23 protein-coding genes and 2 tRNA genes are annotated in these 25,934 nt (G+C 62.2%); 4 read left to right on the plus strand and 21 right to left on the minus strand.

Going from position 1 to position 25,934, the window contains the following annotated elements; genetic code table 11:
• Positions 1-4: 4 nt before the first annotated feature.
• The 5 genes from GX515_05230 to GX515_05250 form a co-directional block, all read right to left on the minus strand.
• Entirely contained in the window at positions 5-3,436 is a 3,432-nt protein-coding gene (locus GX515_05230; GenBank protein HHY32421.1) for a DNA polymerase III subunit alpha, read from the minus strand.
• A gap of 224 nt (positions 3,437-3,660) precedes the next feature.
• Positions 3,661-4,122, minus strand: a complete 462-nt coding sequence (locus GX515_05235; protein ID HHY32422.1) for a hypothetical protein — start codon at positions 4,120-4,122, stop codon at positions 3,661-3,663.
• Between the two features lie 281 nt (positions 4,123-4,403).
• Positions 4,404-4,547, minus strand: a complete 144-nt coding sequence (locus GX515_05240; protein HHY32423.1) for a hypothetical protein — start codon at positions 4,545-4,547, stop codon at positions 4,404-4,406.
• Between the two features lie 104 nt (positions 4,548-4,651).
• Positions 4,652-6,208 carry a hypothetical protein gene (locus GX515_05245; protein ID HHY32424.1) on the minus strand — a complete coding sequence of 519 codons (1,557 nt, stop codon included), beginning with the start codon at positions 6,206-6,208 and terminating at the stop codon, positions 4,652-4,654.
• A 14-nt stretch (positions 6,209-6,222) separates the two neighbouring features.
• Entirely contained in the window at positions 6,223-7,131 is a 909-nt protein-coding gene (locus tag GX515_05250) for an aminopeptidase (GenBank protein HHY32425.1), read from the minus strand.
• 417 nt (positions 7,132-7,548) lie between these two features.
• On the opposite strand from GX515_05250, the gene GX515_05255 reads away from it, so the two are divergent.
• Together GX515_05255 and GX515_05260 are read left to right on the plus strand one after the other, a co-directional pair.
• Complete coding sequence (locus GX515_05255; GenBank protein HHY32426.1) at positions 7,549-7,869, plus strand: carbohydrate-binding protein; 321 nt, start codon at positions 7,549-7,551, stop codon at positions 7,867-7,869.
• A 265-nt stretch (positions 7,870-8,134) separates the two neighbouring features.
• The gene (locus tag GX515_05260; protein ID HHY32427.1) at positions 8,135-8,794 is read left to right on the plus strand and encodes a DUF1614 domain-containing protein; all 660 of its coding nucleotides are present in this window, start codon (positions 8,135-8,137) and stop codon (positions 8,792-8,794) included.
• Positions 8,795-9,110: 316 nt separating this feature from the next.
• Here the strand turns inward: GX515_05260 and GX515_05265 are convergent.
• The 13 genes from GX515_05265 to GX515_05325 form a co-directional block, all read right to left on the minus strand.
• Positions 9,111-9,186 (minus strand) — tRNA-Glu (locus GX515_05265).
• Positions 9,187-9,208: 22 nt separating this feature from the next.
• Positions 9,209-9,282, minus strand: a tRNA-Gln gene (locus GX515_05270).
• A gap of 265 nt (positions 9,283-9,547) precedes the next feature.
• A complete protein-coding gene (locus GX515_05275) occupies positions 9,548-11,017 on the minus strand; it encodes a glutamate--tRNA ligase (protein HHY32428.1) in 1,470 nt (489 codons plus the stop codon).
• A 213-nt stretch (positions 11,018-11,230) separates the two neighbouring features.
• Positions 11,231-11,743: a carbohydrate-binding protein gene (locus tag GX515_05280; protein HHY32429.1), complete on the minus strand. Its 513-nt coding sequence runs from the start codon at positions 11,741-11,743 to the stop codon at positions 11,231-11,233.
• Between the two features lie 198 nt (positions 11,744-11,941).
• Positions 11,942-13,168 (minus strand): stage II sporulation protein P, encoded by a 1,227-nt coding sequence (locus GX515_05285; protein HHY32430.1) that lies wholly within the window; start codon positions 13,166-13,168, stop codon positions 11,942-11,944.
• A gap of 384 nt (positions 13,169-13,552) precedes the next feature.
• A complete protein-coding gene (gene htpX, locus GX515_05290) occupies positions 13,553-14,446 on the minus strand; it encodes a zinc metalloprotease HtpX (protein HHY32431.1) in 894 nt (297 codons plus the stop codon).
• A 70-nt stretch (positions 14,447-14,516) separates the two neighbouring features.
• Positions 14,517-15,065, minus strand: a complete 549-nt coding sequence (locus tag GX515_05295) for a LemA family protein (GenBank protein ID HHY32432.1) — start codon at positions 15,063-15,065, stop codon at positions 14,517-14,519.
• A gap of 122 nt (positions 15,066-15,187) precedes the next feature.
• A complete protein-coding gene (locus GX515_05300) occupies positions 15,188-16,486 on the minus strand; it encodes an amidohydrolase (GenBank protein HHY32433.1) in 1,299 nt (432 codons plus the stop codon).
• Between the two features lie 211 nt (positions 16,487-16,697).
• Positions 16,698-17,420, minus strand: a complete 723-nt coding sequence (locus tag GX515_05305; GenBank protein ID HHY32434.1) for a tetratricopeptide repeat protein — start codon at positions 17,418-17,420, stop codon at positions 16,698-16,700.
• Positions 17,421-17,591: 171 nt separating this feature from the next.
• Positions 17,592-18,785, minus strand: a complete 1,194-nt coding sequence (locus tag GX515_05310) for a pyridoxal phosphate-dependent aminotransferase (protein HHY32435.1) — start codon at positions 18,783-18,785, stop codon at positions 17,592-17,594.
• Positions 18,786-18,846: 61 nt separating this feature from the next.
• Positions 18,847-19,434, minus strand: a complete 588-nt coding sequence (locus tag GX515_05315; GenBank protein ID HHY32436.1) for a flavin reductase family protein — start codon at positions 19,432-19,434, stop codon at positions 18,847-18,849.
• Between the two features lie 42 nt (positions 19,435-19,476).
• Positions 19,477-19,662: a 4-oxalocrotonate tautomerase gene (locus GX515_05320; GenBank protein ID HHY32437.1), complete on the minus strand. Its 186-nt coding sequence runs from the start codon at positions 19,660-19,662 to the stop codon at positions 19,477-19,479.
• A 54-nt stretch (positions 19,663-19,716) separates the two neighbouring features.
• The gene (locus GX515_05325; protein ID HHY32438.1) at positions 19,717-20,349 is read right to left on the minus strand and encodes a QueT transporter family protein; all 633 of its coding nucleotides are present in this window, start codon (positions 20,347-20,349) and stop codon (positions 19,717-19,719) included.
• A gap of 219 nt (positions 20,350-20,568) precedes the next feature.
• Here GX515_05325 and GX515_05330 point away from each other — a divergent pair, with 219 nt between their 5' ends.
• Entirely contained in the window at positions 20,569-21,738 is a 1,170-nt protein-coding gene (locus GX515_05330; GenBank protein HHY32439.1) for a M28 family peptidase, read from the plus strand.
• Between the two features lie 310 nt (positions 21,739-22,048).
• A complete protein-coding gene (locus GX515_05335; protein HHY32440.1) occupies positions 22,049-23,104 on the plus strand; it encodes an ATP-grasp domain-containing protein in 1,056 nt (351 codons plus the stop codon).
• Positions 23,105-23,215: 111 nt separating this feature from the next.
• Here GX515_05335 and GX515_05340 read toward each other — a convergent pair whose 3' ends face one another.
• Genes GX515_05340 through GX515_05350 form a run of 3 tightly spaced genes read right to left on the minus strand, consistent with a single transcriptional unit; the run spans position 23,216 to position 25,903 of the window.
• Positions 23,216-24,013: an ATP-binding cassette domain-containing protein gene (locus tag GX515_05340; GenBank protein HHY32441.1), complete on the minus strand. Its 798-nt coding sequence runs from the start codon at positions 24,011-24,013 to the stop codon at positions 23,216-23,218.
• Positions 23,964-24,902 (minus strand): ABC transporter permease, encoded by a 939-nt coding sequence (locus tag GX515_05345; protein ID HHY32442.1) that lies wholly within the window; start codon positions 24,900-24,902, stop codon positions 23,964-23,966. The genes GX515_05340 and GX515_05345 overlap by 50 nt, the downstream gene beginning before the upstream one ends.
• Entirely contained in the window at positions 24,902-25,903 is a 1,002-nt protein-coding gene (locus GX515_05350; GenBank protein ID HHY32443.1) for an ABC transporter substrate-binding protein, read from the minus strand. The genes GX515_05345 and GX515_05350 overlap by 1 nt, the downstream gene beginning before the upstream one ends.
• Between the last annotated feature and the right edge of the window lie 31 nt (positions 25,904-25,934).

The raw sequence follows: 25,934 nt of genomic DNA on the forward strand, positions 1-25,934 counted from the left end.
CTCCTCACCTACCGGTCCCGAGCGCTTGCCTCACCTCGTCTCGGCGCTCGCCCCCGGCAATGAGCGCGCTCAGGCTCTCCCTTGTTTCCGCAGATACCCACGTGTGCGGAGAAGTCGACACCACCGCTACCCCGACAGGCGTGGTCACTCGGAGAAAGACAGGGATTGTGCCGTTCCCGCCAGCGCCCTCGAGTTTCTTCTTCAGCCGCTCGAGCTTGGCCTTGGTGGTCGCCTCACCGTCCACCGGAATCACCACGGCGTCAGGGGAAAACGGCAATACTGTGTTGGCGAGGAGTTTCGGCCCCTCTTCCTTCACGTCGAGCCTACCCTGCACCAGCACGATGGCATCCTCCGCTATGAACTTGAAGCACTCCTCGTAAACGCGCGGGAACACGACCACCTCGACCGAGCCCGTCAGGTCCTCCAGAGTGAAGAAGGCCATGGGCTGGCCAGTGTTCTTCGTGACGATCTTTCGGAACGCCGTGATGATCCCACCGACGGACACCTCGTCGCCGTCCGGGTGGTCGGCAAGCGTCGCCACCTGGGCGCTCACGTGTTCCCGCAGCTTCGGAGCGACTCCCTGCAGCGGGTGCCCCGACACGTACAGCCCGAGAAGCTCCTTCTCCATGGAGAGCCTCTCCCTCTCGCTGAACTCCGCCACGGACGGAAGCGGGACTTCGCTGGAAGCGAACTCGCCCTTCTCATCGAACAGATCGAAGAACGAGGCCTGCCCCTTTTCCCGCTCCCTGCGCCCGGCGGACGCCGCGTCGTAGGTGCTGTCGAGCACCATGAGGAGCGCCGCCCTCTTCGCGCCGGTGGAATCGAAGGCGCCGCAGCGTATGAGGCTCTCCAGGGCCTTCTTGTTGACCTCTCTGAGGTCCACCCTGTCGCAGAAATCCGCAAGGGACCTGAACCTGCCGCCGGCCGCCCGTGCCTCGATGATCGCCTGCACCGCTCCTCTTCCAACGTTCTTCACAGCGGCGAGGCCGAATCGAATCCTTCCCCCGACTGCCGTGAAGTCCTCAAGGCTCTCGTTGATGTCAGGCGGCAAGACCTCTATGCCTTTCTGGCGGCATGCGTCAACATAGAACGCGACCTTGTCGGAAGCGCCGGTCACGCTCGTGAGGAGAGCTGTCATGAACTCCACCGGATAGTGGACCTTGAGCCATGCCGTCCGGTATGAAATCATGGCGTAAGCCGCGCTGTGGCTCTTGTTGAAGCCGTACCCGGAGAAGAACTCCATGAGGTCGAACACCTGCGCCGCGGTCTCGTCGTCGACGCCGCGCTTTCTTGCGCCCTCCATGAACTTCTCTCGCTGCGCCGCGAGGACCTCGGGCTTCTTCTTGCCCATGGCCCGCCGCAGGATGTCCGCTTCCCCGAGAGTGAAACCGGCCAAGGTGCTCGCAACCATCATGACCTGCTCTTGGTAGAGCATGTTTCCGTAGGTCTCTTTCAAGACCGGCTCCAGGTCGGGGTGAGGATACTCGACAGGCTTCTCGCCGTGTTTTTGCTGGGCGAAGTCCTGGATGCGCCCCATCGGCCCGGGGCGACCGAGCGCCAGAATGGCGATGATGTCCTCGAAGCACGTCGGCCGGACCTCGCGGAGAAGCCCTTGGAAGAGGCTGCTCTCGAGCTGAAACACGCCGAGCGAGTCGCCCTGTCTGAGCGCCTCGTATACGGCGGGATCGTCGAGGGGAATCTTGCTTATGTCAATATCCTCGCCACGCGTGCGGCGGATGATTTCAATGGCCTTGCCGATGACCGTGAGCGTGCGCAGCCCGAGGAAGTCCATCTTGAGGACGCCGATCTGCTCAAGGTCCTCCATGGCGAACTGCGTGGTGATGGCATCATCATTGGTCCGGTACAGAGGAACGTGCTCCACCAGCGGGTCCTTCGAGATCACCACGCCTGCCGCGTGGACCGAGGCGTGCCTCGGCATCCCTTCCACGGCGCGCGCCATGTCTATGAGGTTCCTTACCTTCTCGTCCTGGTCATAGGCGGCTTTGAGCTCGGGGGACGATGCGAGGGCCTTCTCAATAGTCGTCCCGGGCTCTGTCGGAACCAGCTTGGCTATCCTGTCCACTTCGTTGTACGGGAAGTTGAGCACGCGCCCAACATCGCGTATGGCCGCCCTCGCGGCCATGGTGCCGAAAGTGATGATCTGGGCGACCCTGTCGGATCCGTACTTCCTCGTTACGTAGTCGATGACCTCGCCACGCCGTTCGAAACAGAAGTCCACGTCGATATCGGGCATGGTCACGCGCTCCGGGTTGAGGAATCTCTCAAAGATCAAGCCGTACTTGATCGGGTCGATGTCGGTGATCCCAAGCGCGTAAGAGACGAGGCTGCCGGGCGCGGACCCGCGGCCGGGCCCCACGTAGATGCCCCTTTCCCTCGCGAACCTTATGAAGTCCCACACTATGAGGAAGTAGCCAGCATAGCCCATCTTGACTATTACGTCAAGCTCGTAGTTCAACCTTGCTACAAGATCCCCCGCTGCCTCGCCGTACCTTCTTTTCAGACCCTCCAAGCAGAGGTGCCTAAGATACGTCTCTTCCGTGTACCCCTCCGGGACCTCGAATGCGGGCACCGCGGACCTGCCGAATTCGAACTTGAAATTGCACCGCTCAGCGATGGCAAGAGCATTCTCCAGCGCTTCCGGCACGTCTTTGAATGCGGCTTCCATCTCCTCCGGGGACTTGAGGAAGAACTCGTCTGTGGGAAAGCGCAGGCGGTCTTTGTCATCGATGGTCTTCCCCGTTTGGATGCACAAGAGGACATCGTGCACTCGGGCGTCCTCGCGCCTCACGTAGTGGACATCGTTGGTCGCTACAAGAGGGATGCCAAGCTCGCGAGAGATCTCCATGAGCGCGGCGTTCACTTGGTCCTGCTCGCGGATGCCGTTGCTCTGGAGCTCCAGGTAGAAGTTATCGGGCCCGAACATTTCTTTGTACTCCGCGGCCTTGCGCTTGGCGCCCTCGCGGTTTCCCTGCAGGATAAGGGACGGGATCTCGCCCGCGAGACAGGCCGAGAGGACGATTATCCCGTCGCGGTGGCGATCGAGCGCTTCCAGGTCGACCCTAGGCTTATAGTAGAACCCGTCGACGAACCCAATGCTCGAGAGCTTCACAACGTTCCTGTAACCCGTGTCGTCCTTTGCCAGGACCACCAAGTGATGCTGGTCGTCGTCCACATGAGGGGTACGATCGTGCCGGCTCCTCTTCGCAACGTACAACTCGCAGCCGATGATAGGCTTTATGCCGTGCTTTTCGGCAGCCTTGTAGAACTCTATGGCCCCGTAGAGGACCCCGTGGTCCGTCATGGCAAGGGCCTTCACACCCACCTCGCGGGCCCTTGTCATGAGGTCGGGCAGCTTGCACGCCCCATCGAGGAGCGAGTACTGAGTGTGCAAGTGCAGGTGGGCAAACTCGCCCATATGCTCCTCCCCTTTCGGCCCCTCACCCACGGGCGTCGCATGCCGCGCCCGCGCAATACGATGAGGGAGAGCCCATCCGGCAGTAGACGCCGATGGCGGGCTTATACCCGCCATCAGGTACTACACATTATATCAGTTCTCGTTTCCGGAGCAAGTTCCTCCCCGTCGGGAGACCCTGGGGGTCGTGCCTTGGGAAAAGGTGGCATAAGGTGGGCCCGCCGGCCTCATTCGGATGGTAGCGGGGCTTTCAGCTCCGCAAACACGTTTCTGAAAGAAAAGGTGATGCTCTCGTGCCTGGGACGCGTACGTATCCCCTGGCATACGACGAAGTCGGGCCACGAGTCGTCCTTGAACCCGTCCACATGCACCTCCACCATGGCCATGAGCGGATTTGACACCATCGACGGCCTGACGACCGCCGCCCGTCCCCTGATGCCCACGGCTATGTTTCCTTCGTCAAGGACCGCTATCATCACCTGCCCGCGCCGCTGGATGTTGGCCAAGGCCATGCTGCGACGTTCCAAAGCCATCCTTATGATGGTCCCAGAAACCGACGTTATGGTATTGACCGGGGTCGTCCACGGGTCGCCCCACTCGTCCACCGTGGCAACAACCGCCGTCACGCCTCGCCTGCCAAGCAGATCCGCCACCCTCTCGTCCAGCGGGCCAGGGGTAATGACCTCCACTGCATTCAGCCCCCAAGGAGCGACACGTAGCGACGCAGCCGCCCGCTGTTATCAATATGCCCCGGGACTCGTAAGTATGTCGCCAAGAGTTCGCGCTACTTTTCGGCGGGGCGGTCCTGCCCAAGGCTATCGGCCTTGCCCGCTGGGGACGGCGCGCCTCGTTCGAATTCGGCGCGCAAGCCTGCCGAGTTCTCCACGGCCCGTCGTGCAAGCACCGGCAACCCAGCACTTGCTGGCAACAACGCGGACACAGACGCGCCCACTTGGCAAGGCGACCGGCCTCACTCGGGCCGGTCTTCCTCTGGTTCATCCTCGGGGTTCGTCCACAGGTTCTCTTCCGGGGCTTTCCCAAGGACCTCCGACGCCTCGTCCTCGTTGACCTCGGTCATGAGCATGTCGAGGAAGTCCTTCTCGTCGACGTCCAACGTCCTCCTGGTCCTCTTCCCTGGGTTCCTTCTTGAAAGGCGCGGATCTCTTGAAGGCGACTTCGATGTCACGAGTATCACCGTCCCATCTTAAAGTTTGCGCATCACGCCTCCAACTTATCAAGGATCTCCTGGACAAGCGGGGACGGGTCCACCGGACCTGTGCCAAGCCTCGCGGCGAGCTCTTCGACCGGGAGACGCTGTCCCTCGGAGAACAGCTCGCGCAGCGCGGCCCCAGTTTCGGCGTAGGCGTACCAACGCTCGCCGAAGCGTCTCGTGAGGAAGTCCCTCAAGTGAGCCTCGAACATCCAAGCCTTCAAGTATCGGGCCACGTAGAACCCGTCGTCGACATCAGCGAGGTAGTCGGTCTCGGGATATTGAACTTTCAGTGCGTCCGTCAGAATGCTCGCGTACTCGCCGGGCATCTCTGATAGCGACCCCCCACCATGCAGGCGAAGCTCATACAGAAGCTTCGCGGCGTATCGCCTCAACATGTACGCCTTGTGGAGCATGGCGTGCGCGCGGTACTCGTCGATGAAGGCGCCCGTCGTGTGTTCCGCGAGCCACCGCTCGTTGCAGGCAAGATACTCGAACAAGAATGCATACGCCTCCGTGACCGAGTTGTCCCCGAGCCACTTGTATTCGAAGTCGAGGTCTCGGCGGACGCTCCCGTAGTGCCACGCGTGGCCAGCCTCGTGAAGGATGCTGTGGTAGTCGTCATGGCCGCCATGAGGCATTATGACCAGCACGACTCGCGCGGGCACGTCAAGAGGCACCGAGAACGCGCGCGGGGACTTGCTGTCCCGCGGTTCAGCATCTATGTGTATGTTGGGGTACTCGTCGTGCGGCAGCCCCATGGCCGCGACGGTTGATTCGAGGGTGGCCACGACCCTGTCTCCGCGGAACATGTCGTCGAAGCGTGCCCCACGGAAAAGAAAGGCAAGGTCGTGGCGCCTCACATCCTTGAGACGCATTCCGAGGATCGCAGAGGTGGCCTTTTCCATCGCACGCGTGTACACGGCGTCCGTCTCATCGAGAAAGGCTTCCATCATGGCGGCGAGCCCTTCCAGGTCCATGCCCCCAAGGTCGGCGCAGAACGACTTGTAGTCGGAGAACCCGAGGTCGCGCACGAGCGAGTGAAGCGTCTCCATTCGCTCTTCACGCTTGGGGTTTATCGCCTCGGTGACCTGCTGCCGCGCGGCCTCGAGCGCGGCCCGTGCCCGCTCGTTGGGTTCGTTGGCGAGCAGCACCTGAGACATGCGAAATGGGATCGTCCTCCCCTCGAACTCCACGACCGCCCGCGTCTCCGCGGACACGATGGCGTCCGTCAGCTCTCTCGTGGCCATGTCAAGGTACCCATGGCACGCAAACTCCGCGAGATATCTGACGCTCCTCGCGGTGTCCGACTCTACCTCGAACGATGCCAGACCACCGTTGCCCCCAACCGAGCGCTCTTGGGGCGCGGCAGAGCGGGACGCCGCCGCGTCTCGCAGATCTCTGAGGGCACGCTCCACCTCGGCCCTGGTGAACAGGTCGCTGTTCCTCTCATATATCGGCGCCGTGTCCAACGAGGCCTTCAGCCCAGCACCATTCCGGTAGAACTCCTCGTTCAGCTCGCGAAGAAAGCCCTCCGCTCGCCGCCGATACTCGTCGAGTTCCATCGTTACCCCTCCCATCACACTCGCAGCGTGCCCTCTTCGATCACCGTCACCCCGTCTACCACGAGCGTGGGCTTGAGGATTATGCCGTCCAGATGGCTCGGGACGTCGACCGTGCCCCCGAAGCTCACGTTGTTACCGATCGCAATATGCACGGTCCCGAGCACCTTTTCATCCTCGAGCACCTTCCCGGTGATCACCGCGCGATCGTTGGTCCCCACTCCCAGCTCCGCGATATTCCTGGCAGGTCTCCCCAGCTGAGCTATGGCCTGCTCAAGCGCCCTCGCGGCTTCTCCCCCAGAGATCTCCGTCACATACCCCTCCTCCACCTTCATCCTGATATGGTCCTCGAGCACGCCTGCGCCAGCCATCGCGCCGTCCACGACGATCACCCCGGTCGCCGTGCCCTCCACTGGTGCTATGTATGCCTCGCCGGCCGGCAGGTTTCCAAAATCGCCCGGGAGACGGTATATCCCGGTGTCGGGGTGACCTGTGCGTCCTTCAAGGGACATGGTGATGTCGGTGCCTGAGGGGCTCACCACCCGAGCGGTCGTGCCCGACGTCAAGATATCCGCGACCCTCTTGCTCAACTCGGCGATGCGGGCGTAGTCCGCCGACAGGGTGCGGATCATGGCGTCTCGTGTTATGCCCGGCAACGTAGCGATGCGCGCCCCCGCCGCGCACGCCTCCCGCCTCGCGGCGGTATGCGAGAGAGATTTGCTCGTAGGCGCGAGCACCACGTCCACCGACTTCATGATGCGCGCGACCGCAGCGGGCGGTTCCTCACCGTTCCGCGCCCTTGGTATGATCTCAAGGAGCATCGCTTCTGCGCCGAGTGAGCGCGCCGCCTCCCATAGGGCATACCCGATCTCCCTCAGCTTGTCGTCGGTCACGACAAGCACGCTTTCTCCCGCGGACACTCCCATGCACTGAGCGAGCGCCGTATGCGCGGCGCGGCGCAGGTCTTCGCTTGCAACAACCACTCACGATCCCTCCCAGCTTGGTGTCGCCTGCCCTCTGCTCTCTACCTCGAACTTCTTCTATTCATACTGCATTGACTTCCACCTGTTGCCAGGGTCCTAGCTGTAGTATGGGTAGTGATTTCTCCTCCATACGCCGTTCTCCTCCACGCGGCCAGGTTCTTTCGACACTGGTTGTCCGGGAGGCGGCGGGCGCGCAGCTGCAACCTGGCGCGCAACTGCAACTTGGCGCGAGCCCGCACGGAGCGGGCGAACCTGTGCGGGCGAGCTTTCCTGCCGCTCATGAAGGCACATAAAGACGGGCAAAGACAAGATAATAATACTGACATCAACAGCCATGCATGTAAGGAGTGATGGTGGCACATGCCGAGAAAAGCCATGCGAGATCTGTTCATCGACAGGAGGGTGGCGGTGGACCCGATTCCACTCGCCAGCAAGAAGAAAGGAACAATCATGTACAAGGGTCTCCTCTCCATGTGCGGGGCCGATGCCGTGTATCTTTACTCAGGATACGGCGACAACTGGGAGAACGCGCGTTTCACCCCCATGACCAAGGTGGACGACGTTACCTGGTCAGCCGATGTGACTGTGGAGGGGGACAAGACCTTCAACTTCTGCTTCAAGGACGGCGCAGACCACTGGGACAACAATTCCGGCCTCAACTGGGGCGTGGAGATAGTCTAGCCCCTGGCCTCACCGGGCCACGCTCAGACCGGATTCCCCGCGATTTGCTGCGGGCGCGCCTCCCGCGTGGGGCGGGTCCGCGGCAAATCGCGTCTCGTCGGCTCCATCATCGCACACGAATCGGTTATAATAGTGGTGGTCGTCGCCGCGCCGGCCGGCGGCTCTTTCCGCCCGTTCATCGCCCGGCCGCAGTCCGCCCGCAACGCGCTCGCCGCGCACCGGCACCACGGGCGGCTAGGGGCCCGCGCAATCCAGCGGCGGCCGAATGGAGGACGTGCCGGTGTTTGGCTTGCTCCCTTTCGTCCTGCTCTTCATCCTGCTATTGCCGGCGCTCGTGTTCCTGTTTTACTTCAACGTCGCAGCGATATCCTTCACTAAGCTAGGGTTGTCGCCCGAAGGCGCAGTCCTGCTTTTCGGGCTCTCGCTCCTCGGAAGCGTCGTCAACATCCCCGTCGTCAGAAAGCGTGTCATTATCGAGGATCGATCGCGGCCCTTCTTCCCGTTCCTCTTCTATTACCCGCCCCAAGTGCGCGAACAGGTCATAGCCGTGAATTTCGGGGGAGCGGTGGTGCCCACGGTGTTCGCCTTTTATCTCCTGCAAAGGACCCCGGTCCTACCGGCGCTCGCTGCGACCGCCATCGTCGCATGGGCCGCTAAGTCCATGGCCCGCCTCGTGCCCGGCGTGGGCATCGCCCTGCCCGCATTCATACCGCCGCTCGTGGCAGCGGGCGCTGCACTGCTCCTGGCCGGCGAATATGCCGCGCCCGTGGCGTACATAGGGGGCACCATCGGGACGCTCATTGGGGCCGACCTCCTGAATCTATCCAAGATCCGCACACTCGGCGCTCAACTCGTCAGCATAGGTGGGGCGGGCGTGTATGATGGAATCTTCCTGGTAGGGGTGGTGGCGGCGTTCCTCGCGTAGGCGGCGAAGCACGCAAAGCCACGCAGCGAGATGTGCGCAGGGAAGCGCTGACTGGCAGTCTCGGAGTATCCGAGCCGCCGCACCTTGAGCCTTCTCCCGTGCAAAGGAAGTCACCCAAGTGAGGGTGCGTCGGTCTTTGCCCCGTTGCGAGCAGTCGCCGGGCTCCCGGTTTGCGCTCGGGGACGGCACCCGAGCGGAGGGCTTCGACGAAATCCGGCCCGTCAGGCAAGTGGCCGGGCTTTGACATCCCTTGTGCAATCACCGGCAGCCATCACAATAAGACGTCTAGCAGCGTCCAGCAAACCAGTACATAAAATGGTGGCCCCGACGGAATTCGAATCCGTGTCACCGCCTTGAGAGGGCGGTGTCCTGGGCCGCTAGACGACGGGGCCACACACTCTAGAAAACTTATTTTGGCTGGGGAGGGAGGATTCGAACCCCCGCAAACAGATCCAGAGTCTGTCGTCCTACCACTAGACGACTCCCCAGCGCCATTCGCTCTCGCTTATCGCATCAGAGGCCTCCCGCGGCCGCTGCCCGACCGTGGTGCCCCCACGTGCGAATTGTAACACAGCCTATGCATCCGCGTCAAGCCCTCCCGCAGGCTCGAGCGGCGTTTCCTGCACGCCCGCGAGATGCGTCCGCGCACATGCCCCTCGCCTCCAGCAGCCTCGCCTCCACTGGAGAGGCCGCGCCGAGGCCGCACGGAGCCGCCGATCCAGCGCCGATCCAGGCGCCCTAGCCTGTCCCTAGTCAATTGCCCGCGGAAAGCCTGGACAGGGCATCATCCAGCCGTGAGCACGTCGCCTCCCTGCCCAGCACCTCCAAGACCTCGAAAAGCCCCGGGCTTGCCGCGCGGCCTGTCACGGCCACCCGGACCGGGTGGATCACATCGCCGGCCTTTCGGCCCAACTCTGCGGCGTAACCTCGTAGAACCCCCTCGATGCGCTCTGCCGTGAACTCATCCCCGATGGCCCACAGCCTTCGCTTGACCTCGCCCAAGATCTCCGGTGCGTCCTCGCGAGCGAGAAACTTCTCAAAAGCCCCCGGATCATAGGAGACGTGCTCCGTGAAGAAGAAATCGCCCACAGTAACAACGTCTTTCACCGTGCGCATCCTCTCCCTGAGGAGCCCCATGATCCTCTCGATACGCGCCATTTCGCGATCGTCAGGAGCCTTCGGCACGAACCCGGCCCGCGCGAGGTGCTGCACGGCCAGATGCGCGAGGGTCCTCGCGTCGGTGGCACGCAGGTAATACCCGTTCATCCAGAGCAGTTTATCCGGGTCGAACACCGCGGGATTCTTTGAAACCCTCTCCAAGGAGAACTTCTCGACGAGCTCTTCCCTGCTGAATATCTGCTGGCTGGAATCGTACGCCCACCCTAGGAGGACCAGATAGTTCACAAGGGCGTCGGGAAGATAGCCATCCTCGCGGTACTGCTCGATGGACGTCGCGCCGTGGCGCTTGCTGAGCTTCGTCCTGTCCGGCCCAAGTATCATCGAGACGTGAGCGAACTTGGGTACCTCGAACCCGAGCGCACGGTACATCATGATCTGCTTAGGAGTATTTGGAAGATGCTCATCACCCCGAATGATATGGGAGATCCGCATCAAGGTGTCGTCCACGACCGCGGCGAAGTTGTACATCGGATATCCGTCCGACCTCAGGATGACGAAGTCGTCGATGAACCTGTTCTCGAAACGGACCTCGCCCCTGATGAGGTCGTTCACCACCGTCTCACCGTCGTCCACTTTGAACCGGATCACGGGCTTGCGGCCCTCGGCCTCAAAGGCCCTGCGCTCCTCCGGTGACAGGTGTCTGCAGCGCCCGGAGTATCCGCTAGACTCGCCACGCTCTAGCGCCGCGGCCCGGGCTTTCTCGAGTTCCTCAGGGGTGCAGTAGCACCGGTAGGCATGTCCCGTCGAAAGAAGCCGCTCGGCGTACTCGCGGTATATGTCGAGCCTTTGCGACTGGAAGTACGGGCCGTACGCGCCGCCGACTATGGGGCCTTCGTCCCAATCGAGGCCCAGCCACCTTATGCTGTCGATGATCGCATCTACCGAAGCTTCCGTGGACCTTTCCACGTCGGTGTCCTCGATCCGCAGGACGAACGCGCCACCGTGATGCCGCGCGAAGAGCCAGTTAAAGAGCACCGTACGCGCCCCTCCGACGTGTAGATGCCCTGTGGGAGACGGAGCGAACCTAACCCTTACCCGATCCATGCGACTATCCCTCTCAATCACCCTCGCAAGCCCTCATGGTTTGCATTATACCTTACGAGCACCAGCTCTTCAAGGCGCAGAACGCAAGCCCTCGGGCTTTGCGGGCAAGACACGGGCATGGAGAGGGAGCCTGTGGATGAAAAGGGAAGGGGACGAGCCGGGCGTGGGCGCTCTCGCCTCGCGCGACGCAACGCGTGCAACAGGCCAGGCGCCCTACACGAGCAGCTCGCCGTCGTGTATCTCGTAGCTCCAGTTGCGTCCCCCGTTGTTATCCCAGTTTCCCGCGTCATCTCTGAAACAGAAATGGAGCCGCGATGTCTCCTCCAAAGGCAGGTCTATGCGGGCCTCGAAGGTCCCGGGAGCGGTTCTGGCCATCGGCACGTCCGTAACCGACTTCCAAGCGCCGATCCCGTAGCCCATATGCAGGTAAACCTGTGCGGCCCCGGATCTCGCTAGCAGCCCGCTGTACCTCACAGACACGGAGTCTCCCGCAGTGATCGGAGTGGGACTCACGTAGACTCCGTCATCCACGTCGGCGGGAGCCGCGCCTTCCACGTGGGCAGCTTCACGCCGACCGCCCCCGTCATGCTCAGGGCTCGACGCGCGGCGGCCTTCCTTAGAAGCCTCGTCACCGGCGCCGGGTCGGCTCCCGCGGGCGATCTCCGCCGCGACCTCCACGTCAGTTCTATTGAGCCTCTTTGCAACCCAGTCGATAATGCCTGCCATGGGCTGAATACCTCCTCTGAACCATGGATGCGGACACCCGCATTCATAGTCTACCTGAGCAGAGGAGTGCGTATAGATGAAAATCCCTCCTCCGAAGCCCACCGCGAGGAAAGCTTGATTGCCCTCTGGCGCCTGCGAAGGGCGCGGAAGCCTTCCCACATGTTGCCTTTCACCTTTACGTGCATCATTCCCTGTGGCTCACTGCTCGTCGCCGTCGGGACGTTGCTCTCCGTCCTGGTCCGCCCGGCTAGCGGCGCCCCGTCCCGGTCGTCCCTTTCTCCTGAGCCCGAGGGCGCTTGCAAACTCCAGGCTCGCAAACCTCCGGATCCTCTTGCGCACCCCCTCCATGCTCCCCTCGTTGAGCAGCAGGAAGACTGCGCCCCCTAGGAGCACCAGGATACCGATCCAAGCCAGGGCCGACAGCGCCCCTCCCTGTTCACCAGCGGCGCGCCTCGCAGCCTCGCTTCCGGCAGTCGGCCCCTGGGGCGTGATTCCATACAAGATAGCGGGGATCGAGAGTATGAAGTTCACCATGACCCGCTCGGCGGCTTCCTGGCTGTTCTCCTGGGAACCCATCTCGAAAAGCAGAGCGCGCGGTGACAGGTCCTGATTGAAGGTAGCGTCCCCGTAGAAGATGCCCCTCACGAATCCGGGGAAGTTCTTATCGGCAAAGCTTTTCACCGCGAACGCGAATTGCTCGTTGGCCTTGAGGTTCGGATTCTGCCTGCCCAGCACGATCATGACCTTCGCCCCGGGTTTGCCACCAACAGTCGTTGCGTACGCTTCCAGGGGCGCAGCGTCCCTGTGAAGGTCGAACAGGGCATCGGGGTTCCTGCGCAGAAGAGCCATGGCTGTCCGCCGGGAACGGTCGTAGGCTGCGCCATCGTGGGGCAGGTGCGAGGTCCATGATTGTATCACACGAAGCCCGACCGAACGCTGCAACGCCGCTCTCACGACCGCTCCCACGTTGTAAACGTCCCCGTGCGGGGCCACGAATGGAGTCCCGCTCGTGGGAATGTACGACTCATCGCTATGGGTGTGGTATATGGCCACGAGCCGCCCGGCGGGCGCCTGAGCGAGGCGTCGCGGGGTCGCAAGTCCCGTGGTGGCAAGCTCCTGTCTCCACGCAGCGTAGAAGGCCGCAGCCCCGGCCTCGAGGTCAACCCGCTCGACGAGCCTCGCCCACGCGGTGTGACCCTCGACCCTCGTCACCCTGTATCGGTTGTTTTGAGGGTCCACGAACTCGTCGCCCACCACGACCACGTGGCAAGTGTGAAGCACGGTACCGCCGGTGTCCTCGTCCACTATGGTATACCAGTGCTCCGTGTCCTCCTCGCACCCTTGCGCTTCTATGCAGGGCGTGGCTACAACCGCGCACGCCACCACCAAGACCAAGCAGATCGCCACGAGCAATCGCAGATTCATGGGGGCACGCGCGCTGCGCAGGCTTGCCTGTGTCAAGCTCGGAGACGGCGCCTCAAGCGCAGCACGTTGACAAGACGCGACCCATCTGGCCAGCGGCCGGGTTCTGACACCTCTCGTGCGATCACCGGCAACCCAAGGGCTCAGAAAACGAGAGAAGTCCAATGACCTCACGCCTAACACGGCCGCGGCAAGCTTCCTCCCAATCATAGACTCGCGCTCCTCTATGCTGTCGATATGGATGTCACGAAGTGGAGAGACGATCAGGCAATGTTCCACGTTTAGTATGGGAGAACGCGGTCAAAAAGATAAGCCTCGCGGCGGAGGAGGCCGCGAGGCTAGAAGCGTGAGTTTGCAGACGCGAGCTTGCAGGCGCGCCGCTGCGACTCACATGGACCTGAGCCTTGCTATCCTCTCTTCGATTGGGGGATGGGTGCTGTAGAGATAGCTTACGCGCCGGCCGGCGTCTTTGAAGGGGTTGACGATGTAAAGGTGGGCAGTGGCGCGGTTCGCGGCCTCGAGCGGTTCGGTGTCCCTGGCGATCTTCTCGAGGGCGTCGGCAAGCCCTGCAGGGTATCTCGTGAGGAGCGCACCATCGGCATCCGCCAGGAACTCGCGCTTCCGCGAGATGGCGAACCTTATGAGCTGCGCAGCCACCGGCGCCAATATCGCAAGGACAAGCGCGATCACGGCGATAAGCGCCCCGGCCTGCCCCGCTCCGTCGCGGTCCCGGCGTCGGCGCGTCCCACCCCACCAGAAAGACCGCAGCATCCAGTCGGAAAGCAGCGCCGCCACCCCAACGAGCACCGCCGTCACGCTTGCGAGCAGTATGTCCCGATTCCTTATGTGAGACATCTCGTGGGCGATCACGCCTTCCAGCTCCTGCCGGTTGAGCTTCGACAGCAGGCCCGTGGTAACGACGATCGCCGCGTGCTCCGGGTCGCGACCAGTAGCAAACGCGTTCATGGCTGTGTCATCGATGATATAGGGCTTGGGCGCGGGAATCCCCGCAGCTATGGCGAGCCCTTCGACGGTGTTCCAGAGATATGGGTGTTCTTCCTTCGTCACCGGCCTAGCCCGGCTTACGCTGAGGACTATCTGGTCGCTGTAATAATAGCTCGCGAAACTCATGGCGACCGCGATGATGAGCGCGATGACGAGGCCGCTCCACCCAGCGCCCGACATCTCCCCGAACACATAGCCGAGAAGCGCCACCAGCGCAATGAAGAGGCCCATCAGGAGCCGCGTTCTGTTGATGTTGCTGGCTATCTGTTCGTACATGGACTTCACCTGCTCAACACGGAATCCCGCGAGCAAAGCGTTTCTTTGTCATGCCGCGGCCCGCCCCGCTCTAGAACTTCACCTTCACAGGCTCCCGGGCGGCTTCCTCGATCTCAAAGAAGTCCTCGGGCGAGAAGCCGAACATCCCCGCTATGAGGTTGGTCGGGAACACCTGCAAGGCATTGTTGTACTTCATCACCGTGTCGTTGTAGAACTGCCGTGCGTACGCGATCTTGCTTTCCGTGCCAGAAAGCTCCTCTTGCAGCATGAGAAAGTTCTGGTTCGCCTTGAGCTCGGGATAAGCCTCCGCGACAGCGAAAAGCGTTCGCAGGGCACCGGTGATGGCGTTCTGTGCCTCCGCCTGCTCACTCACGGTTTTCGCGCTCGCCATCTGGGCCCGGGCTTTCGTGACCATCTCGAAGGTCTCCTTCTCATGCGCGGCGTAGCCTTTGACCGTCTCCACCAAGTTCGGGATGAGATCGTAACGTCTGCGCAACTGGACGTCTATCTGAGACCATGCGTTTCGGATCCTGTTCCGGAGCACCACGAGCCTGTTGTACGAGGTTATGAAGAACAGTGCGATGATAGCGACGATCGCAAGGATCACAAGAGTCGCCACCAGAGTTCACCCCCCCTGTCTTGTTTTCCGATGTATTTCGCAACGCACGCCGGGACTCCTTCAGCACCACTCATACACCGCAAGGGGTCGCAACTGCCGGATTGCAGGCCGCAGGAAGCCTCCTACTTCAGCACCAGGGCTTGCGCCCGCTCCTCCGCGCGGGCAAGGACCTCTTCCTCGTCTACCGTGGTGATGACGCCATCTTCCATCACGACTCTCCCGTCGATGATGACCGTCCTGATGTCGGAGGACCGCGCTGAGTACACGATGTGCGAGACCATATCGTGACGAGGATACATATGGGGCCGTCTCGAATCCATTAGGACTATGTCTGCCTTCTTGCCCTCGTCTATTGTCCCGATCGTCTCCTCGAGCCGGAGCGCTCTCGCGCTCCCGAGGGTTGCAAGGTACAGTGCCTCGCGCGCGGCCAGCACCGTCGGGTCGCTTGAAGCAAGTTTATGAAGAAAGGCCGCGATTCGTGCCTCCTCCAGAAGGTCAAGATTGTTGTTGCTCGCCGCGCCGTCCGTGCCGAGGCCGACCCTCACCCCGGCCTTGAGCATCTTCGGAACAGGAGCGATGCCGGAGGAGATCTTCATGTTGCAGCCAGGATTGTGCGCCACGCCAACACCTCTGGCGCTCAGGATCTCGATATCCCTGTCCGACACGTGCACGCAGTGTGCGGCAAGCACCGGGAACTCGAACAGGCCGTAAGTCGCCATGAGTTCTATGGGAGACAGCCCTCCGTGGACGGCCTTGCACTCTCTCACCTCCCCCTCGGTCTCAGAGAGGTGAATGTGCATTCCCACCCCGAGCTCGGAGGCCGCTTCCATGACCTTTTCCAGGAAACTCCTAGGACACGTGTATGGAGCGTGCGGCCCGAGCATGGTCGTGATCCTGCCGCCGCAGGCGCCGTTCCAGCGTTCGCACAGCTCCTTGCCCTCCGCGAGCCCCTGCTCCGCACCAGGCGCGTTTCCGATGAGGCCCCGCGAGAGCGAGGCCCTCATCCCGGTTCGGTCCACGGCCTTGGCGGTCTCGTCCATGAAGAAATACATGTCCGCGAAGGTCGTCACCCCAGCCCGGATCATCTCGACGCAGGCAAGCATCGTGCCCCAGTACACATCGTTGGCTTTGAGTCGCGCCTCCGCGGGCCAGATCTTCTGCGTGAGCCACGCCATGAGCGGCATGTCGTCGGCAAACCCCCGGAACAACGTCATGGCGGCATGCGTATGCGCGTTTACGAATCCCGGCATGGCTACGAGGCCAGAGCCGTCTATGACCTTTGCTGCGCCTTGGAATTGGGGAGGAGCGGGAGACGGGCCTACATACGCGATCTTCGACCCCGAAACCGCGATGTCACCCTTCGGCAATACAAGCGGTCCTTCCTCACGCGGGGAGACGATCTGTGCCCCGCTAATGAGTATGTCCGGTCTCTCTGTCTGTCCGGTCTTGCACACGGCGTATCACCCCTGCATCATCGTCGTGCCATAACAGGCGGGCGCCTCGCGTTTAGGTGAGGGCTCGCCGCCCGATACCCGATACTGAGTGTCCCTTGCCACACACGGCCCGCCGCCGGCGGGCGGGTCGGCGCCAGCACGAGCAAAGACGCGAGAAAGATGCGAACCTGCGCCCGCTTCACATGAGGGTCGACAGCTCGCGAATCGCCTTTCCGGCCCGAGCTAATTCCAGGACGGACAGGATGTACCAGCCCTTTTCCCTGTACGCGAGCCCGAGCAGGAGATGCGTATACTCGTTGGATGGGTCCAGGGCAAGGGCGCCTTTCAGCACCTCGATGGCCTTATCGAGCTTCCCTATCCTTGAAAGGCTCACGGCGAAATAGTGGCGGGTCCAGATGTTCTGGGGGTCCAGGCTCACGAGCTTCTCAAAACACTCGCTGGACCTCTCGAAATCTGAAAACGCATAGTACGCGAAGGCAACTATGTTGAGGTTGAGGATGTCGTTCGCATCCTTTGCCAGGGCTTCCTCGGCCTTGGCGATGACCTTTCGGCCGAAATCTTCATAACCCGCCGCCTCGATAGCGCGGAACTCACGCGCGGCCTCCGGGACCATCCCTTGGTTGGCATACGCTATCGCAAGGTGGAGTCGTCCCTCAAGGTCGTCCGGGGGACGCCCCTTGTTCACCGCTACAATGGCGCCCCAGTCGATCCGCGATTCTGCGCGCGCTTCCGCGGGCGGCCCGCCGGCGGCCTGAGACTGCACCATAGCACGCGAATCCCCGCTAGCCGCTTCGGCGGCCGAGTAACGAAACAGCACCGCGCCGACCACTGCCACGAGGAAGAGGACTCGCCCGTAGGCCAGCAACGCCCCTTGTTTCGTACCCGTTCCCTTGCGCCTCATGCCGTGAGGTGTTCTACAGCCATCGCGCAAATCCTCCATGTCCCCTTGCCGGTGCTCGCTAACGGCCACCCCCTCGCCACGCCGACCTGTCATCCTGCCGGCCGCTGGGCTCGCAAGACACCCTCCTCGGCACCCATGACCACGAGACTCCCTCGATTGGCGGTTCCCAAGTTAGCGTGCGCGACTCAGGACCTCGCCCATTCTGTCGAGGCCTTCGGCAATCCTCGCCATGGAGGTCGCGTACGAAAGCCTCACGCACGTATCGCACCCGAACGCGATTCCCGGCACAACGGCCACATGGCCGTGCCGCAGAAGCGCCTCCGCGAACGTGGTGGAATCCTTTATCACCACGTCGTCGATCCTGCGACCGAAGTAGCGCGATATATCAGGAAACGCGTAGAACGCGCCATCCGGAACCGGGCACGTCACATCGGGTATCTCGTTGAGCCGCCCCACCATATACTCGCGCCGCCTCGCAAACTCAGCCCGCATGCGCTCTACGGGTTCTTTCGGACCGGTAATGCCGGCGAGCGCCGCCTTCTGCGAGATGGACGTGGGGTTAGACGTGACATGCCCCTGGATCGTCTCCATGGCCTGGATGACCTCCCTCGGCCCTGCAGCGTATCCTACACGCCAGCCGGTCATGGCGTAGGTCTTCGACACCCCGTTTATGACGATGGTGAATTGCTTTATGTCCGGTCCGAGCGAAGCAATGCTGACGTGCTCCACGCCGCCGTAGACGAGTTTTTCGTATATCTCGTCGGATATCACGACCACGCCGTGGGCCACAGCAACCTCGGCGATCTCGTGGAGCTCCCGCCGCGAGTAAACCGACCCGGTGGGATTGCACGGGCTGTTCAGGATCATCGCGCGCGTCCTAGAGGTGATGGCTTTCTCGATGGCGGAGGCACTAGCCTTGAACCCATTGCAGATGTCGCCCTCGACCACCACGGGGACGCCCCCCGCGAGGCGAACCATTTCCGGGTACGAAACCCAATAGGGGCTCGGGATTATGACCTCGTCGCCCTCGTCACATAGAGCGAACACGGCGTTGAATATCGAGTGCTTCGCACCACACGACACGAGCACTTCTTGAGGGCTGTATACAAGCCCGTTGTCCGCTCGCAGTTTCTCGCAAATGGCCGCGCGCAGCTCAGGGATGCCGGCGGTCGGCGTGTACTTCGTGAACCCTGCTCTGATAGCATCGACGGCCCTGTCTTTGATATGGTCGGGCGTATCGAAGTCGGGCTCTCCAAGGCTGAAATTGACGATGTCCACGCCCCGGCTGCGCATCTCCCGAACGAGCGCGTCCACCCCAAACGTTTTTGACGGGCTCACCTGCGTCGTCCTCCGGGCAAGCCTCATGCGACACGCCACAAAGGGGCTCCGCGTCCGCGGAACCCCATGGTGGCCTCCCTCCTCTCCATCATCTCTTCTCCGGTTTCGGCCGAGCACCCTCTTCAAGAGAATACCCGTGCCGCCCGATCTTCTCCCCGAGTCGGTAGTAGTCTGGCCCCACATAGGCAAAGGGCCTCATGGCCTGCACATCGATTCGCCCTTCGGCGGTGAGAACGCCCTCGCTTGCGTGGACCGCAACCACCTCGCCCACGAAGAGCTCGTGCGATCCTAGCACGATCTGGTGTCGCACCTTGCACTCCATGTTTATCGGGCAATCAGCAATGTAGTGGCATTCCACCTCGTCACACTCCGCGGCCGAAAGCCCGAGCGCGGCGAACTTGTCGACGTCGCGCCCGGACACGCTGCCGCAATAATCCGTGGCATAGAGGAGGTCCTCGCTTGGCACGTTCACGCAGAAAGCGCCGGTCTCCTTTATTATCCCGTGCGAGTACCTCGACAGGTTTACCGCGACTGACACCATCGGTGGCGTGCCGCAAGCGACACCCGTCCAAGCCACGGTGATGATGTTCGGCCGCCCGGAAGGTGCAGTGCAGCTCACCATGACGGCCGGTATCGGGTACAGGTAGTTCCTCAACCTGGCCAGCGTCTTGCGCATGGCGCCCTTGTCACCTCTCTCTATGCGTCACGTCATCGCTTGTCACTTGTCGCAATATAGCTTACCGGCCTGTGCAAAGTTCTCCTTCTTCATCTCTCGCAGGATGATGCTCACTGCGCTCTCAGGGCAGCCTACAGATTCAACTACTGCCTTTGTGACCTTGTCCACGAGCACTCGCTTCTGCTCGACGGTCCTTCCCTCAATGAGCTCGATCTGAACGATGGGCACCTGTGACACCTCCTTCCTGTTTCGCGGTTCCGGCCTCGCGTTCGAGCCTTCGAGTCAACGCTCCTTCTCTCCGAACGCCCGGCTCATGAGCTTCAGAAGCGGCACGCCGATGGCCAGCACCGAGATGGTTTCCGATGCGCCTATGCTGAGCACCAGCGCCCAATACGGAACCTTGGTGAGAAAGGTGAGGTAAGCGCTGACAAAGGCGGCGTTCAGCGCGATCGGGGAGACATAGGCGACGGGGCTTCGCCGGAACACCCGCGTGATGATGGCCGCAACCAAGGTGATGAGGCTGCCGAACACCACGTCGGGCAGGCCGTACGGCCCGAGCAAGTTGGCAACGAGGCACCCGACGAAAAGCCCGGGGACGGCCTCGGCGAAGACCATCGGGAGCAACGTGAGCCCTTCCGCCACCCTGAACTGCAGCGGCCCGAAGCTCAACGGCGCGAGCGCGTACGACACCGCCACGTAAACCGCGGCAACGAGCGCGCCGCGCACGATGCCCCTCACGACTCGCGACCCTCCATCCCGAACTCGCAAACCCGCGCTCCACCCCCTTCGGGGCGGGCCATCATGCGCCCGTGCGCCCCGCGGCCTGATAACGGTAGTATTCTCCCCAAGCAACCAAAGTCCTCCGCGCTCGCGGAAAAACGGCGCAGTGTCACCGCGACCTCCTCGCCGACCCATGGCTTTCGAAGGAGGGACTTAGCGATTGCCCCATTGGCATCCGTTGGCAGACAGCCAGACAATCGGCACCGCGCCCGGGGCGCCTCCCTAAGGAAAGCAGGGTGCTATGACGCCGCGACAGGGCACAGCCTGTCCCCTGGTATCCGCGGGCGTTCCCGCCTGTCCGGTCAAGCCCGCCACCAGCCCCCAAGACACGTACTCTGGAGGCTCTTGACTTGAATGGCGGCTTGGAAGTGCGATATGATGGCGTCGGGAGTTGGGAAGTCCGCGGCCTCGCGCTGCGGCGCGCTTGTGAACGCCTTGGGAAGGGAAGTGGGTCCAACGGCAAGCTACTGTCGGCTTTCGCAAACGCTCGCCCGTTTCTGCAACTGCTGCCTGGTGTTGGGCTTCGTCATCGTATGCGCGTGTACCGGGTGCCGGGGCACCACCGCTGCCGCAGGCTCCGGAATCGACAGGGGCGTTTTGGAGCCTGCGGTGCATGCGCCCGGTGCCAGTCCGGAGGCTGAGGGGAGCGCGGCGCCAGGCAACGCGGGGTCTCAGGACGCCTGGCATTACCTGGAGCGCCAGGTGAGCTTCGGCCCGAGGAATCCGGGGTCGGACGGCCATCGGAAGGTGGTTGACTTTATCGCCTCCGAGCTCGGGAGATCCGCCGATGTCGTCCAGGTGCGCCCCTTTGACGCCGTCTACGAAGGCACCGCGTATTCCATGGCCAACATCACCGCGCTCTTCAAGTCCGCGTCGGGCAAAGAGGAGCCATTCATTCTGCTCGCGGCGCATTTCGACACCCGCCCTCGTGCAGAGCACGACCCCCTTCCCGAGCGGAGGCTTACCCCCATAATGGGTGCGAATGACGGGGGTTCGGGAGTGGCCGTGCTTCTGGAGATCGCAGGCATGCTGGCGCGGACGAGGCCACCCGTTCCTGTGATGCTGGCCTTCTTCGACGGTGAGGATCTCGGCGCTTCGGCGGACTGCATGTTCCTTGGGTCGCGTCGCCTTGCAGAAAGCGTGGACCCAGGACAGGTGACATACATGCTGCTCCTCGACATGGTGGGCGACGCTGATCTCAACATATGTGTGGAAGGCTACTCCCAGCTGAGCGCGCCCGACGTGGTAGACGCGGTATGGTCTAGTGCTGAGCGCCTCGGCTACGGGGACACGTTCAGCCGTGAGGTTCGCTATCATATCCTGGACGACCACGTTCCTTTCATTGAAAGGGGCATCCCGGCGGTTGACATCATCGACTTCGACTACCCGTACTGGCACACAACCCTCGATACTATGGACAAGTGCAGCCCCAGGAGCCTGCAGATCGTGAAGGATGTTGTCCTCGACACCATCTTTCGGAACGGGGCGGCGCCTCCTTCCCTGCGCAAGCCTGATGGGTCCTGAGTCAAAACTAATGCCTCCCGCGAAGCACAGACATTCCTTTCCGATGCCAGCGCGGTTTCCAGCCCAAAGCCTCCAAAATTGGCATTATTACGTAGTAGACAATGCCTCCGGCCGGGTATAGACTCAACTACTGAAAAGATGGGCGCCCGAGGAAGCGCCGCGGAGGTGGTCATGGGGCCTGGGAGGCAACGCAAGGAGCCGAACAGGGTGGTAGAAAATCCTGGTCTACCGGAGGCGGGGGCTGCCCCGCTTACGAGATCAAGCCTGACATAACCAACCAGAGAACACCATCAATTAGTGAGGGATGACCATGGGATTTGTGGTAGGTCTGGCCTACAACCTCAAGAAGGATTGTCCCAGGTCTGAGATGGTAGTCGAAGACGCTGACGCCGAGTTTGAGGAACAGGCAACGGTAGACCGAATAGCGAAGGCCTTGCGAGCCGCAGGGCATCGTGTCGTGAGGATGCCGTACGGCCCGGGGTTGCTTTCGAAGCTGCAACGCGATCGCGTTGACGTCGTCTTTAACATAGCCGAGGGCTGGGAAGGCCGGTGCCGTGAGGCGATCGTCCCGGCGATACTGGAGTCTCTCGGGATCCCGTACACCGGCTCGGACCCGCTCACGTTAGCGGTGTGCCTTGACAAGGCGGTCACCAAGGCTCTCGTCTCATCGTACGGAATTCCAACACCTAAAGCAATCAAGGTCGAGTCCCCTGCAGACCTTCCCGACGACCTCGGCATGGAGTTCCCCCTCTTTGTCAAGCCCGCTTACGAAGGTTCCAGCAAGGGCGTGAGGAGTTCGTCGAAGGTCAATAACAGAAAAGAGCTAGCGGCCATGGTGGAATGGATCACCGGGTCCTACAGGCAACCCGCCCTGGTCGAAGAGTTTCTGCCCGGGCGTGAGTTCACCGTGGGCATAGTGGGCAATCGTGAGCTTGAGACATTCCCCATCATGGAAGTGCGGCCCACGGCCGAGGTCGAGCCTGAGTCGTTCGTGTATTGCTACAACACGAAGCACAACAACCTTGAGAAATTCCTCTGTCCGGCGCCGATCCCCGGCGAGCTCGCGGAGAGGATTCGCGACGTAGCCATAAAGACGTTCCGGATACTCGAGTGCCGCGACCTCGCACGGGTGGACGTGAGGCTTGACGGCGCGGGCAATCCCAACTTCCTCGAGATAAACCCGTTGCCGGGCCTGTCCGCCGTGAGCTTGTTCCCTATCGCCGCCATGGCCGGAGGGATCTCGTTCGAGGACCTGGTCCAGAAGATCCTCGATACCGCGGCGGCCAGGTTGAACCTGCAGGCGCGCAAGGCGGCGCAGGAAGCAGCGGCAGCGCGGTGTTCCCGGTCGGCGCTCGCCCGGTCTTGACGGTCTTGGCTCGACTGTGTTGACTGAGCCCGAACGCAGCAGGCCCGGCGCAGTGCACTGCGCCGGGCCTTTCTTTCCGTCCGTCACGTCACGGCCGTCTCTGCAGCAGGGTCACACCTCGAGAAGGATCCGGTCGTCCAGGAGCCTCTCGCCCCGGATGGCGTGAAAGCGCTCAAGAAGGTCGGCCACGGTCATCTGCGACCTCTCAGGGCCTCCTACGTCCAGCACTATCTCACCCTCATGCATCATGATGGTGCGATTCCCGTAGGCCAGCGCGTGACGGAGGTTGTGAGTCACCATCATGACGGTGAGGCCGTGACGCTTCACGAGACGGTCGGTCAGGGCGAGGATGTCCTGGGCCGTCTTCGGGTCGAGGGCGGCTGCGTGCTCGTCGAGGAGCAGGAGTTTCGGCTTCTTTATCGTGGCCATGAGGAGGGCCAGAGCTTGTCGCTGGCCGCCGGAGAGAAGCCTCACAGGCTCAGAGAGCCGCTCCTCCAGGCCCAGGCCGAGGAGCGCGAGATACTCCCTGAACGTCTCACGGTCCTTCTGCGTGACGCCCCATCTGAGCCGCCTCGGCTCCCCGCGCCTCGCTGCCATCGCTAGATTCTCCTCAATGGACATCGAGCCTGCTGTCCCTTGCATCGGGTCCTGGAACACCCGGCCGATCATTGGAGCCCTCTCATGCTCGGGAAGCGAGGTCACGTCTTGCCCGTCGACGATGATCGTGCCGTCGTCCACCGGGAACACGCCTGCCACCGCGTTCAGGAGCGTGGATTTCCCCGCGCCGTTGCTCCCGATGATGGTCACGAAGTCGCCGGACGCAAGGTCCAACGAGACATCCCGAAGTGCCATGCGGCCGTTAGTGGTTCCTGGCAAAAACGTTTTCCGAAGATGCCTCAGCTTTACCATGGCCGAGCGCCCGCCTCCTTTCCATGCCGAGGGTCCTCCTGATGACAGGCCCCGATAAGGCTATCACTACGAGAGCCGCTGTAACGATCTTGAGATCTGTCGGCGCGAACCCCAGCCGGAGCGCAACGAACACCGCGAATCTATAGATTACCGACCCGGCCACCACGCCGAACGTGGCGAGGCCCGTGGACGAAGGCGCGATGATGGCCCCACCGATGATGACGGACGCGAGCCCCGCGACAACCATGCCTATGCCCATCCCGATGTCCGCGAACCCCTGGTACTGCGCGACCATGGCGCCGCACAACGCAACGAGCGCGTTGGACAAGCCGAGGCCGATGATCTTCATGGAGTCGGTGTTCACGCCCAGGCTGCGTATCATCACTTCGTTGTCGCCGGTCGCCCGGAGCGCAAGGCCAAACTCGGTGCGGAGAAACGCGTCCAGCAGCAATTTGGCCACAAGCGCCGTGACCGAGAAAAGGATCAGCGCCGCGCAGCCTCCGGGCACACCGAGGCCTGTCAGAGTCGTCAGCACCGTCGCGCTCCTGAGAAGCGGGATGTTGGCTCTCCCCATGATCCGGAGGTTCACCGAGTAAAGCGCGGTCATCGTCAATATGCCAGCGAGAAGCCCTGAGATCTTCAACTTGGTGTTGAGGACCCCGGTTGTCGCCCCCGCTACGAAGCCGAGAACCGGGGCGACCAAGGTCGCTACGACGGGGTCGCCCCCGGTGTATATCAGCCTCGCTGCAATGGCCGCACCCAGCGGGAAACTCCCGTCCACGGTGAGATCGGGGAAATTGAGGACACGGAACGTAATGTACACCCCGAGAGCCATCACCGCGTACACCAGACCCTGTTCAAGGGCACCACTGAGCGCGCCTAGGGAGATCACTGTATCACCTCATAAGCTTGGTCTATCAGCGATTGCGGGACGGTCACGCCCATCTTCTCCGCGGCCTTCAGGTTTATGACCAAGCGCACGTTTTCCTGATACTCGATGGGCATCTCGGACGGCTTGGCTTTCTCGCGGAGGATCTTCGCCGCCATCTTCGCGGTCTGCTTGCCCAGCGCGTAGTAGTCGATGCCGACTGTAGCGAGGGCACCACGCCTCACACCGTCTTCCTCGCCCACCACGAGCGGGATCCTGGACTCCTCGGCCACCTTTATCACGGACTCGAGCGCGGATACCACCGTGTTATCGGTAGGCACGTACATCGCGTCCACCCTGCCTACGAGAGACTGGGCGGCCTCGTACACCCCGCTCGTCGAGCTCGCCGTCGCTTCAACGAGCTCGATGCCCAATGCCTGCGCAGCTTCCCTGGCGAGGTTCACTTGTACCACCGAGTTGGTCTCGCCCGCGTTGTACACGATGCCCACCCTCTGGGCTGTCGGGACGAGTTGCTTGAGCAGTTCCAACTGCTTCGCCACGGGCGTGAGGTCGGAGGTGCCCGTCACGTTCGTGCCGGGGCTGTCGATCGACTTTACGAGCTCGGCCGCCACCGGGTCGGTCACCGCCGTGATGAGTATCGGGATCGTGCTCGTGGCTTTCGCCGCGGCCTGCGCCGTCGGGGTCGCTATTGCGAGGATCATGTCAACCTTGTCGTTCACGAACTTCTGTGCTATGGACTGAGCGGTCGCCATGTCGCCTTGTGCGCTCTCCGACTCAAACTTGACATCCTTACCCTCGGTGAAACCCTCTTCAGCAAGGCCGTCCAAGAAACCCTTTTTCGCCGCGTCCAGGGCGGGATGCTCGATGATCTGCATGATTCCGATGGTCGTGACAGCGGACCTCTTCTGGATCGCGTTCGCAACAAGCAGCGCCGCGCCGAGCACCACAAGAACGGCCACGTAAAGGATCGCCCGTGACGCACCCGACTTTCTGGAAGCCATATGGATCCCTCCTAAACAGTGCAGTAATAGC

The sequence above is a fragment of the Bacillota bacterium genome, assembly GCA_012842395.1.
In the GTDB taxonomy this organism is placed as follows: domain Bacteria; phylum Bacillota; class SHA-98; order UBA4971; family UBA4971; genus UBA6256.